The organism is Sphingomonas profundi, from assembly GCF_009739515.1.
GTDB classification, from domain to species: Bacteria; Pseudomonadota; Alphaproteobacteria; order Sphingomonadales; family Sphingomonadaceae; genus Alterirhizorhabdus; species Alterirhizorhabdus profundi.
The window spans coordinates 3,650,148-3,662,031 of sequence record NZ_CP046535.1 but is presented as its reverse complement, the minus strand read 5'-3'; the positions used below and the strand labels follow the sequence as shown (position 1 = coordinate 3,662,031).

The following is an 11,884-nucleotide window of genomic DNA, read 5'->3' as shown; positions in this document are numbered from 1 at the left end:
CTGGAGAGGATTGTTCCGCGATGATTACCGCTGACGATTTTAAGTTCCATCCTTGCGACCCGAACGATCTCGACTGGACCGAAACCCAGTTCGTCATCTTCTCGTCGCCGGCCGATGGCATCAGCGGCAATCTCTACGTCCTGGCGCGCCCCAATCGCGGCATCTGCCACAGCTCGATCGAGATCCACCGGGGGATGTGCTTTCATCCGTGGCAGATCGATCATAATGACGCGCAGATGCACCTGCGCTGTCCGGAGCGGTTTGACGATTTCACGCTCGACAACGGGCTGTCGTTCAAGGCGCACAACGAACGCGACAGCGACTTCCGCTACACGTCGCTGGACGGCAATTGCTCGCTCGAACTGGCCTATCGCGGGATCTGCGATCCGTTCGATCCGCACGATCCCGCGCATGTCCCGTCGCTCGGCCAGGGCAAGGTCGAGGGCTATGACGGCTGGAACAACGGGCACATGGAGAGCAAGGGCCGCATCACCGGTTCGCTCGTCCTGCGTGGCCGGGAGTTCAGGATCGACTGCATCGACGGCATGGACAAGAGCTGGGGTCCGCGCCGCGACTGGGGCAACAAGGGCGCGAGCTGGATCCAGGTCAACCTGAACGACGATCTCAGCGCGTTCCTCGTCTTCTCGCTCGTGTTCCGCGAGAAGGAGATCGTCTACGAGACGTTCAAATACGGCTTCCTCGCCGATCATGGCGAGCGCCGGCCGCTGCTCTCGGCCCGGATGTCGGCCAAGCGTTCGGACATGCTGGTGACGCGTGCCGACGTCACCTTCGAGGACGATCGCGGGATCGCCTACGCGGCACGCGGCACGACCATCGCTGCCGCACCATGGTACAATTTCAATCCGTCGAGCGTCGCCTACCAGACGCTGATGCGCTGGGAGAGCGAGCATGGCACCGGCTACAGCCACATCGCCGATTTCACCGGCCACGCCTTCCTCTCCGCCGGCATGGCGGATCGATTCGGTGGCTGATCGGATGGCCGACGACCGGCTACGCTTCGACGAGACGCAGCGCCGCGCGCCGGACGAGGCGGTGATCGGCGCGATCCGCGACCGTTTCCCCACCGAACGCGAGATCGACGTCGTCCTCACCCGCAAGATGCAGCGACGCCACGGCCCGGGCTACAGCGCCGTGTCGCTGGAACGCCTGGTCGAGGGTGCGGCCGCGCTGATCCTCGCGGAGACAGGCGAGCCGGCCGAGATCGACAATGCGCGCTGGCTGTCGGGCGGCGCGTCGAAACTGCAGATGGTCTTCGACCTGAAGGGCAACGACGTGAACGGCCTGCCACCCGGCGAGACCGTCACGCTGGTGCTCCGCATGGAGCCTGCCGCGTCGGTGACCGAATCCAGCCGGCGGCGCGAGTTCGAGATCCTCAATGCGGTCGACGGCCGCATTCCCGCACCAAGACCCTATTGGGTCGATGCAGAGGCGCGCCACCTCCCCTATCCGGCGATGATCTACAGCTTCGCGCGCGGATCGGCGAAGCCGACGCACGACGCCGCCAAGGTGACTGGCCTCGGCCAGAATTACGGCCCCGCCCTGCGGGCCAGGCTGGCCCCGCATTTCGTGAACCTGCTGGCGACGCTGCACGCCATCGACACGAGCGAAGTCGCCAGCCACCTGCCGAGCTTCGATGGCGCGACCGTGGGATCGAACGCCTCGGTGATCCGGCAGGTCAACGCGATGCGGCGTCTCTGGGAGGAGGATCGCATCGAGGAGGAGCCTGTGATGGACATGGTCTATCGCTGGTTGATCGCGCACGCGCCGGTGCTCGATCGCGTCTCGATCGTCCACGGCGACTATCGCAGCGGCAACTTCCTGTTCGACGAGGATAGCGGCACGATCACCGCGTGGCTGGACTGGGAAGGCGCCGCGCTCGGCGACCGTCACCAGGATCTGACCTATGCGGCGATGCCGACCTTCCAGCACGTCGCCGAGGATGGCGACGCGGTGCTCGCCTCGGGCATGATGACCGAGGCGGAACTGTACGCGGCCTATGGAGAGGCGTCGGGGATGCCGGTCGATCCCGAGCGTATCCGCTACTTCCGCATCTACAACCGCTATCTCGTCTGCGTGCTCACCCTGGGATCGTCGGCGCGCGCATCGCTGATGGCGGGCACGCACCAGGATATCGTCACCAACTTCGTCGCGATTCTGGGCTACATCGCGCTCGCCGATCTGCGCGCCGCTTATGCGGAGGTCGTCGCATGATCCAGTCGATCGACAAGCAGTTGCAGGTCGTGATGCGCGCCCTGCGTGAGGTGGTCGCGCCGGCACTGGCCGGCGCGGAAAAGCATGTCGCCGAGCAGGTCCATCTCAGCATAGCCACGCTGGCCTTCGTCGCGGAGCGGCTGCCGGAGGCGCGCCGCTACTATCGCTGGGAATTGTCCGCCTGCCTCGATCTCGCGCGTGAACTGGGGCACGAGGGCGATGCGGCGCTGGGGGCGTTCGTCGAGGCGGGCACCGCCGTGCTGGCGCGGCCCGAGGCCGACATAGCCGACTACGAGAAGGTGACGCATCAGGGCCGCGAGGCGATCGCCGCCTTCGCCGAGGCCGACGGTTCGGTCGAGGTCGAGCGGCTTATCCTCAAGCACAGCGCCGCGATAATCGACCAGCAGCGCCAGTGGTGCCGGCCGTTCGGCTTCGAACTCAAGCCCGAAACGCTGCCTGCGCCGGCGTGGTAGGCCCGCATGGTCGGATCGCCCGCCCCGCCGGATATATTCGCGGCGTTCCCGAACTTTCGGGCGCTGGGCGGCGAGCCTACCCGAACGGGCGGGACGGTCCGTTCGGGGCTGATATACCGCTCGGAAGCCCTGCTCGAACCCGGCGAGGACGATGCGAACCGGCTGGCCGCCAAGTCCATCCGGCTGGTCTGCGATCTGCGTGGTGCAACGGAACGGCGTCGCGCGCCCAATCGGTGGTGGGCGGCCGGCGGCACGGAAACCATCGACCTCGATTTGCTGGGTGCGCTGGCGCCGGAGCACCAGCCCTGGCCGAAGCTCCGCGAGGCACCGGACGCGGCGGGTGCGCGGGCTGCGATGCGTGCCGTCTATGCCGGGCTTCCGGCGGCGGCGGCTGGCCATATCGCCTATCTGTTCCGTCGGATCGCCGAAGGTAGCTTGCCGCTGCTGATCCACTGCACCGCGGGCAAGGACCGTACGGGGTTCGTGTCTGCCGTGCTCCTCGCTGCGCTCGACGTGCCGTACGATGCGATCGTCGCGGACTATCTCGCCAGCCGCATCCGCAAATCGGCGGAGGCCATCGCGGCGACGCAGGCGCTGGCCACCGCCCATCTCGGCTTCGCCTTGCCGGCCGACGCGCTCGACGTAATGATGGGCGTGGACGAATCCTATCTGGCCGAGAGCTTCGCCGCGATCATGCGGGCGCATGGCGGGGTCGACGCCTATCTGCTCGCCGCCGGCCTGACGCGGAGCGAGCTTGCCGCGCTCCGCGATCGCATGGTCGCGTAGCGCGGCGTTCAGCCCATCACATAGATGGACTTGAGCTGCTGATAGCTGCCGAGCGCCTCGGGGCCGAACTCGCGCCCCATGCCGCTGGCTTTCACGCCACCGAACGGCGAGCCGAGCGAGGGCATGTAGCCGTTGATCCCGATCGTGCCGGTCTGCACCTGCCGGGCGACGCCCAGCGCGCGATCGGCATCTCCGCTCCACACCGACCCGCCGAGGCCGAAGGCGCTGTCGTTGGCGATCCGCACCGCATCGGCATCGGACTCGTAGGGGATCACGGAAAGCACCGGACCGAAGATCTCCTCGCGGGCGATGGTGGCGGAATTGTCCACGTCGGCGAACAGCGTCGGCTCCACGAACCAGCCCTGGTTGGTCGTCGTCGGCCGGCCGCCGCCCTGCACCAGCCGCGCCTCCTGCTTGCCCTGCGCGATATAGCCCTCAACCCGGTCGCGATGCGCCGCCGACGCCATCGGGCCGACCTGGGTGGAGGGATCGAGCGCGTCGCCGACCGTGAGCGACGCCATCGTCGCGGCGAGCGCATCCACCACCTCGCCGTAACGCCGCACCGGCGCCAGCACGCGCGTGCCGTTATAGCAGGCCTGCCCGTTGTTGAGCAGCGACGCCATCGGCACGCCCGCCAGAAAGGTCGGCAGGTCGACGTCGTCGAGCAGGATCGCGGCGGACTTGCCGCCCAGTTCGAGCGTGACCGGGCGCAGCAATTCCCCGCAGCGCGCCGCGATTGCGCGGCCGGCACCCGTCGAGCCGGTGAACGCCACCTTGTCGACGCCGGGATGCGAGACGAGATAGGCGCCCGCCGCCCGATCCGCCGCCACCCAGTTGAGCACGCCCGGCGGCACGCCGGCCTCCAGCGCGGCCTCCGCCATCACATAGCTGTCGAGGATCGTGCCGGGTGACGGCTTGATGACCAGGGTGCATCCGGCCGCCATCGCCGGCGCGATCTTGCTGAGCGCCAGCGTCACCGGAAAATTCCACGGCACGATCGCGGCGACCACCCCGACGGCGGATCGCTCGACAAGCGTGTGCCGCCCCATCTGCGACGGCCGCACGTCGTCTCTGCTACCAGCCTCGGCAAGCCCGGCATAATAATCGAGCACGCCGAGCGAGAACTGCGCTTCAAGCAGGCCGCTCAGCGCGATCGGCATCCCGTTCTGGATGCTCACCGCATGCGCCAGATCGCCGGACCGCGCCGCCAGCGCGGCCAGGAAGCGCCGCATCACGGCGGCCCGCTCGGCAGGGGCGCGCGTCGCCCAGTCGGTCGAGTCGAACGCGTGCCGCGCGGCCGCGACCGCGCGATCGATATCGGCCTCGACCGCCTCGGGAACGGTCGCCACGACGTCGCCCGTCGACGCACCGACGATCTCGAAGCGGCGGGTCGACGCGGGGGCGACCCATTCCGCGCCGATGAAGAATGCGCTCCGGTCCATGATCATCTCGGCATCCTCGAACAATCTGTTGTCGTTGCGCATCATCCTACCCGTCACCCGAAAGTTAGTAAAGTGGTTGACTTTAATCCGGCGCTGTTCGATCCTCGCACTCGGAAAAGACGCTCGCGAGACGGCGTCGCTCGAGAGGGACTGCCGTGATCGACGCCATCGCCGCCGTGATGCCCGCCGCCAACGCGGCCTTCGAAATCCAGGACATCTCAGTCGCCGCCCCCGGGCCGGGCGAGGTGCTGGTCGACGTCAAGGCGGTCGGCATCTGCCACAGCGACCTGGTGATGGTGTCGGGCGCGTTCGGCACCGCCTTCCCCGCCGTCTTCGGCCATGAGGGCGCCGGTATCGTCCTTGCCGTGGGCGAAGGCGTTCGCAAGGTGGCGCCGGGCGACAAGGTTCTGCTCACCTTCAACAGCTGTGGCGAATGCCGCCACTGCCGCGCCGATGATCCGGCCTATTGCGAGCATTTCACGGCGCTCAACATGGCGTGCGCACGTGCCGACGGTTCGTCGCGGCTGCACAGCCACGGCCACGCGCTGTCCGACAACTTCTTCGGCCAGTCGTCCTTCGCCAGCCGGGCGATCGCGACCGAGCGCAACGTGGTCAAGCTGGACGACGACGCCGACCTCGCGCTGCTCGCGCCGCTCGGCTGCGGCATCCAGACGGGCGCGGGCGCGGTGATGCGCTCGCTCGAGGCGAAGCCGGGCCAGTCGCTGGTGGTGATCGGCGGCGGTTCGGTGGGGTTGAGCGCGGTGCTCGGCGGCGTGGTAGCCGGCTGCGCGCCGATCATCCTGATCGAGCCGCAGCAGGGCCGGCGCGACATCGGCGTCGAGGTGGGCGCCACCCACGTGATCGATCCGATGGCCGGCGATCTCGCCGAGGCGGTGCGCGCGATCCTGCCCGGGGGCGCGGACCTGCTCGTCGATACCAGCGGCAATGCCGGCGCGATGACGGCCGCGCTGGGGCTGATCGCGAACAAGGGCCGGGTCGGGCTGGTCGGCCTGCCGGCGGCGATGGATGCGACCCTGGCCTTGCCCGTAATCCAGTGGCTTACCCAGGGCGGAACGGTCCGCGGGATCGTCGAGGGCGACAGCGATCCCGACCGCTTTCTGCCTGAGCTGGCCGCGCTGCACCGCGCCGGGCGGCTGCCGTTCGATCGCTTCGTCACCACCTATCCGTTCGCCGAGATCAACCAGGCGATCGCCGATGCGCATTCGGGCAAGGCGATCAAGGTCGTGCTGACGCTGTGAGCGGATCGGGCGGGGATCGGGCCGCGGCGCCGGGGAGGCTCCGTTGTTGAAGCGCAGCGGCCGTGGAGCCTACGGCGCCGAGCATGACCAGTTCCGGGAAACCGTGCGCCGGTTTCTGGCCGATGCGTTCACGCCGCAACTGCCCGCCTTCGAAGCGGAGGGCAAGGTCAGCCGGGCGCTCTGGGAGCAGGCGGGCGCCCTTGGCCTACTATGCCCAAACGTTCCTGCCGAATATGGCGGCCTCGGGCTCGATTTCACCTTCAACGCGGTGCTGAACGAGGAATTCAGCTATGCGATGATGTCGGACTGCCTGACGCTCCAGACCGATATTACCCTCCCCTATGTCCTGCATCACGCCAGCGACGCGCAGAAGCAGACGTATCTGCCGGGCATGGCAGCGGGATCGATCATCACCTGCATCGCGATGACCGAACCTGGCGCGGGATCGGATCTGCAGGGCGTCCGCACGACGGCAGTTCGCGATGGCGACGATTATGTCGTCAACGGATCGAAGACATATATCACCAACGGGCAGAATGCCGATCTCGTCATCGCGGTGTGCAAGACCAGCCCGCAGGACGGTGCCAAGGGCACGTCGCTGATCTTCATCGAGGCGGATCGCCCGGGTTTCTCGCGCGGGCGCAATCTCGACAAGATCGGGCAGTGGTCGGCCGACACGTCCGAGCTGTTCTTCGAGGATGTGCGCGTGCCCGCCGCCAACCTGCTGGGCGCGGAAAATCGCGGTTTCGCCTATCTGATGAACGAGCTCGTCCAGGAACGGCTCTCGATCGCGATCACCGCGCAGGCCGCAGCCCAGCGCGCCTATGACGAGGCGATCGCCTTCGTGCGCGAGCGCAAGGCGTTCGGCAAGGCGATCCTCGATTTCCAGAACACGCGCTTCACGCTCGCCGACCTCGACGCGCGCCTTCAGGTGGGCTGGGCGCACATCGACTGGGCGATCGCCGAGCATGTCGCCGGAACGCTCGATGCCGCGCAGGCCGCGAAGGCCAAGCTCTGGCATACCGAGACGCAGTGGCTGGTCTGCGATGCCGCGCTCCAGCTGCACGGCGGTGCGGGCTACATGAACGAATATCCCATCGCGCGGATCTGGCGCGATGCGCGGGTCCGCCGGATCTACGGCGGCTCGTCCGAGATCATGAAGGAATTGATCGGCCGTTCGCTCTGAGGAGCGGCGGGTTTCGCGCAGGCAGGGACGATGATGGATTTCGAACGCTTGAGGCTAGAGGTCGTCGACGGGCTTGCGCGGCTCACCTTCTGCTGCGCCGAGCGCGGCAACCCGATCGACGGACGTTTCTGCGACGAGATGGCGGAGGCCGTCATCCGTCTGTCCGAAGAGACCGGCGTGCGCTGCGTGCTGATCCGCGCGGAGGGCAAGGCGTTCGGCTATGGCGGCGACATTGCGAGCTTCATCGGCAATCTGGACGAGCTGCCGCGCAACATCAAACGCTGGACGATGACCTTGCACAGCGCCGTTTCCCGGCTGCAACGCATCGACGCGCCGGTCGTGGCGTCCGTCCAGGGCGTGTGCGCCGGCGGTATGGTCGGCCTCGCCGCCGGCGCCGACCTGCTGATCGCGTCTGAGGATGCGAAGTTCGTCGCCGCTTATGCCGGGATCGGCTTCGCCAACGATGCGGGCACGTCCGTGATGCTCAGCCGGCGCATGGGGATCGCGCGGGCGCGGCGCTTTCTTCTGATGAACGAGACGCTGGACGCAGAGGCGGCGCTCGCCATCGGGCTCGTCGATGAGGTCCATGCCCAAGACGCCTGCGCGGCGCGCGCGGAGGCGATAGCGCTTCGGTTCGCCACGGGGCCGACCAAGGCGTTCGGCGAGATGCGGCGACTGCTGACCTCCGTCGAGGACCAGCCGCTCGACGCGCAGCTTGAACTCGAGGCGCAGGCGCTCGCCCGCTGCGCCGGGAGCGCAGACGCGCGCGAGGCCATCATCGCCTTTTCGGAGCGACGAAAGCCGATCTTCCGGGGGTATTGAGATGTGGGCCTATCCTGAAATCCGGACCTTGGGAGACGTGCCCGATTACTGGGCGCGGCACGATCCTTCGCGGCTGGCGCTGCGCACCGCCGACCGTGCGATCGCCTTCGATGCATTCGATCGGATCACCAACCAGGTCGCGCATCTGATCGCGGCCGGGCCGACCGTGCCGGGTGGCTTCGTCGGCTTCCTCGGCAAGAACAGCCCCGATCTCTATTTCGCGCTGTTCGGCGCGGCGAAGACGCGCAGCGGCATGGTGATCTACAATTGGCGGCTGTCGCCCGGTGAGATCGCCGCACAGGTGGCGGACAGCCAGGCGCACATGGTGATCGTCGAACGCGACAGCGAGACATTGTGGCAGGCCGCGCTCGCGCTGATGGCAGAACCGCCCGAGACGCTGTGGATCGATGCGGACGACACGCTCGAAGCCAGCGCCGCCGGTCAGCCCGATACCCGCCCCGCCATCGCCGTCGAGCATGACGATGTCGCGTTCCAGCTCTACACATCGGGCACCACGGGCGAGCCCAAGGGCGTGATGTTCTCGCATGCGGCGATCAACGCCATGCGGCTGTGCGAACATCTCGAACCGGCGTACGACTGGCAGGACGGCGACAGTTTCATCAACGGGTTACCTAATTTCCACCTGCTCCACATCGGCATCGCGCTGCAATGCATCTACAACGGCGTGGCGATAGACATCGTGCGGCAGTTCGATCCGGCGGCGATGCTGGATGCGATCGGCGCGCGCCGGCCCACCCTGCTGACGCTGACGCCGACGATGCTGCAGATCCTGCTCGATCATCCCGCCGCGCAGACCGCCGATTTCTCGTCGTTGCGGTTGACGCTCTATGCCGGCTCGCCGATCTCGCTCGGTCTCATCAAGCGCGCCATCGCCTACATGCCATGCCGCTTCATGCAGTTCTACGGCTCGACCGAGGCCGGCGGCGCGATCGCTCTGCTGCGGCCCGAGGAACACGACCTCTCCGACGAGGAGCGGCTCAAGAGCTGCGGGCGCCCGCTGCCGCTGGTCGCGATGCGGATCGTCGACGCCGCCGATCGCGACGTACCTGACGGCGAGAGCGGCGAACTGCTGATCCGCCAACCGTCGATCACGAAAGGCTATTGGCGCCGGCCGGCGATGACCGCGGAGGCGATCCGCCATGGCTGGTATCGCACCGGCGACATCGCCCGCCGCGATGCCGACGGGCTGTTCTACATCGTCGATCGCGCCAAGGACATGATCGTTTCGGGCGGGGAAAACATCTATTCCAGCGAGGTCGAGAGCGCCCTCTCCACCCACGCCGCCATAGCGAGCGTAGCGGTGATCGGCGTGCCCGATCCGCGCTGGGGCGAATGCGTCAAGGCCCTGGTGATCCTGCGCGAGGGCCATGTGGTGACGGAACCGGATCTGATCGCGCACTGCCGCGCCCACCTCGCCGGCTACAAGGTGCCCAAGTCGATCGAGTTTCGCGAAAGCTTCCCGCTGGTGCCCTCGGGGAAGATTTCCAAGAAGGATCTGCGCGCGCCCTACTGGGCCGGGCACGGCCGGGGCGTGGCCTGATGGGCGGGTCGACCGGGCTCGCCAGCCGCCAGGTCATCCTGGTCGCGCGGCCGACCGGCATCGCGCAGGCCGAGCATTTCGCTGTCCGCACCGGCAGCGCCCGCGCGCCCGACGATGGCGAACTGTTGATCCGCAACCGCTTCCTGTCCGTCGAGCCGGCGATGCGCGGCTGGATCGCGGACGCGGGCAATTATGCCGATCCCGTCGCGATCGGCTCGGTGATGCGCGCGCTCGCGGCGGGCGAGGTCGTCGCCTCCAACGCGGCGGGCTACGCGCCGGGGGACAGGGTGGCCGGCTGGTTCGGCTGGCAGGATTATGCGACCGTCCGCCCCGATGCGGTGGTCCGCAAGGTGATGCAGGACGATCTGCCGCTGTCGCTGTCGCTCGGCGTGCTCGGCATCAACGGCGTCACCGCCCTGCTCGCGCTCACGAGGATCGGCCAGCCCGCGCCCGGCGAGACCGTGCTCGTGTCCACGGCCGCCGGCGCGGTCGGGTCCGCCGTCGGCCAGATCGCGAAGATCCTGGGCTGCCGCGCCGTGGGGATCGCGGGCGGCGCCGCCAAGGCGCGCTCCTGCATCGAGGATTTCGGCTATGACGCCGCGATCGACTACCGCGCGGATGGCCTGGGGGAGGCCATCGCGCATCACTGCCCGGACGGCGTCCACGTCTATTTCGACAATGTCGCCGGGCGCATCAGCGACACCGTGATGCCACTGCTCGCCAACCGCGCGCGCGTGGTGGTGTGCGGCACCGCGTCTATCGCCGACTGGAGCGTGTGGCCATCCGGCCCCAGGGTCGAGCGGCATCTGCTCGTCAAGCGCGCGCGGATGGAAGGCTTCGTCATCTTCGATCATGCCGACGCATATCAGGCCGCGGTCGACCAGCTTGCGACATGGGTGCGCGACGGCCGGCTCCGCTACCGCGAGGACATACTCGACGGGATCGAGAGCGCCCCCGATGCGCTGGCGGGGCTCTATCGCGGCGAGAATGCCGGCAAGCGCATCATCCAGCTTCACGACACCGAGTAATCCGCCTTTCGGGAGGACCGCGATGATTGTTGCCGACGACTACAGGTTCCACGATCGCGATCCCGCCGATGAGACGTGGACGGAAACGGTCTTCGTCATCTTCTCGATTCCCGAATATGCCATCAGCGGCAATCTTTACGTCCTGACCCGGCCAAATCTCGGCGTTTGCCACAGTTCGGTGGAGATCCATCAGGGCATCTGCTTCCAGCCCTGGCAGTTGCACCACAATGATTCGCAGATGCACATGCGCTGCCCCGACGATTTCTCCGATTTCACCCTGCCGAACGGCCTCTCCTTCAAGGCGCATGACGAGCGTCGGCACGAGTGGCACTACGCCTCGCGCGACGGTGTCTGTTCGCTTGACTTCACCTACGAGGCGACCTGCGATCCCACCGACGCGCGCGACCCCGCGCAGGTGCCGCAGTTGAGCGACAGCAGGGTCGATGGTTATGATGGCTGGAACAACGGCCATCTCGAAGGCAAGGGGCGGGTGCAAGGCACGCTGCGCCTGCGCGACAAGAGCTATCGGGTCGATTGCATCGAAGGTGTCAACAAGAGCTGGGGCCCGCGCAACGACTGGGGCAACAAGGGCGCCTCATGGATCCATGTCGAGCTGGGCGAGGGCCTCGGCGCGTTCATGGTGATGGGCATGGCGATCGAGGACGGTCGAGTGACCTACGGCCCCTTCAAATATGGCTATGTGGTGGTCGATGGCGAGCGCCGCCCCCTGATGGACGCCGAGATGACCGCCAAGCGCAACGACATGCTGGTGACGAGCGCCAACGTCCGCTTCGTCGACGATCGCGGCGACACCTACGTCGCGCGAGGAACGACGATCGCCGCCGGCCCCTGGTATAATTTCAACCCCTCCAGCTCGGGCTTCCAGACGCTGATGCGGTGGGAGTCGGGCGAACGGACGGGTTACAGCCACATCGCCGATTTCTGGGGCAATTACTATCTGTCGCAGAAGCTGGCGGATCAGCTCTACGCCTGAAGGGTCCGGCGATGGGCGGCAACCAGACCCTCGTGGACGATGACCGCCCCCACTAGGTCGACAGAAGCGGCGATCGTGACGACTGGCGACAGGCGTGCGTG

The 11,884-nt window shown here is 67.4% G+C and carries 11 protein-coding genes; 10 read left to right on the top strand and 1 reads right to left on the bottom strand.

The genetic code is table 11. The annotated features are described in order from the left end of the window. Window positions 1-20 precede the first annotated feature (20 nt). The 4 genes from GNT64_RS17435 to GNT64_RS17420 are packed head-to-tail and all read left to right on the top strand — an operon-like array spanning window position 21 to window position 3,491. Window positions 21-992: a DUF7064 domain-containing protein gene (locus GNT64_RS17435; protein ID WP_156680668.1), complete on the top strand. Its 972-nt coding sequence runs from the start codon at window positions 21-23 to the stop codon at window positions 990-992. After that, the gene (locus GNT64_RS17430) at window positions 985-2,232 is read left to right on the top strand and encodes a phosphotransferase family protein (protein ID WP_197277062.1); all 1,248 of its coding nucleotides are present in this window, start codon (window positions 985-987) and stop codon (window positions 2,230-2,232) included. The genes GNT64_RS17435 and GNT64_RS17430 overlap by 8 nt, the downstream gene beginning before the upstream one ends. Then, a complete protein-coding gene (locus GNT64_RS17425; RefSeq protein WP_156680667.1) occupies window positions 2,229-2,705 on the top strand; it encodes a hypothetical protein in 477 nt (158 codons plus the stop codon). Before GNT64_RS17430 ends, GNT64_RS17425 begins: the two co-directional genes overlap by 4 nt. A gap of 6 nt (window positions 2,706-2,711) precedes the next feature. Further along, on the top strand, window positions 2,712-3,491 hold the full coding sequence (locus GNT64_RS17420; protein WP_156680666.1) for a tyrosine-protein phosphatase: 780 nt from the start codon (window positions 2,712-2,714) through the stop codon (window positions 3,489-3,491). 8 nt (window positions 3,492-3,499) lie between these two features. On the opposite strand, the gene GNT64_RS17415 is transcribed toward GNT64_RS17420, so the two are convergent. After that, window positions 3,500-4,978 carry an aldehyde dehydrogenase gene (locus GNT64_RS17415; protein ID WP_197277061.1) on the bottom strand — a complete coding sequence of 493 codons (1,479 nt, stop codon included), beginning with the start codon at window positions 4,976-4,978 and terminating at the stop codon, window positions 3,500-3,502. A gap of 110 nt (window positions 4,979-5,088) precedes the next feature. On the opposite strand from GNT64_RS17415, the gene GNT64_RS17410 reads away from it, so the two are divergent. Genes GNT64_RS17410 through GNT64_RS17385 form a run of 6 tightly spaced genes read left to right on the top strand, consistent with a single transcriptional unit; the run spans window position 5,089 to window position 11,783 of the window. Next, window positions 5,089-6,192: an NAD(P)-dependent alcohol dehydrogenase gene (locus GNT64_RS17410; RefSeq protein WP_231639074.1), complete on the top strand. Its 1,104-nt coding sequence runs from the start codon at window positions 5,089-5,091 to the stop codon at window positions 6,190-6,192. A gap of 43 nt (window positions 6,193-6,235) precedes the next feature. Next, the gene (locus tag GNT64_RS17405; protein ID WP_156680665.1) at window positions 6,236-7,378 is read left to right on the top strand and encodes an acyl-CoA dehydrogenase family protein; all 1,143 of its coding nucleotides are present in this window, start codon (window positions 6,236-6,238) and stop codon (window positions 7,376-7,378) included. 30 nt (window positions 7,379-7,408) lie between these two features. Then, the gene (locus GNT64_RS17400; RefSeq protein ID WP_156680664.1) at window positions 7,409-8,200 is read left to right on the top strand and encodes an enoyl-CoA hydratase/isomerase family protein; all 792 of its coding nucleotides are present in this window, start codon (window positions 7,409-7,411) and stop codon (window positions 8,198-8,200) included. 37 nt (window positions 8,201-8,237) lie between these two features. Then, window positions 8,238-9,761, top strand: coding sequence for an AMP-binding protein (locus GNT64_RS17395; protein WP_231639574.1), 1,524 nt, complete (start codon window positions 8,238-8,240; stop codon window positions 9,759-9,761). Beyond that, window positions 9,761-10,789, top strand: coding sequence for an NADP-dependent oxidoreductase (locus GNT64_RS17390; RefSeq protein WP_156680662.1), 1,029 nt, complete (start codon window positions 9,761-9,763; stop codon window positions 10,787-10,789). Before GNT64_RS17395 ends, GNT64_RS17390 begins: the two co-directional genes overlap by 1 nt. Before the next feature lie 22 nt (window positions 10,790-10,811). Then, on the top strand, window positions 10,812-11,783 hold the full coding sequence (locus tag GNT64_RS17385) for a DUF7064 domain-containing protein (RefSeq protein ID WP_156680661.1): 972 nt from the start codon (window positions 10,812-10,814) through the stop codon (window positions 11,781-11,783). Window positions 11,784-11,884 lie beyond the last annotated feature (101 nt).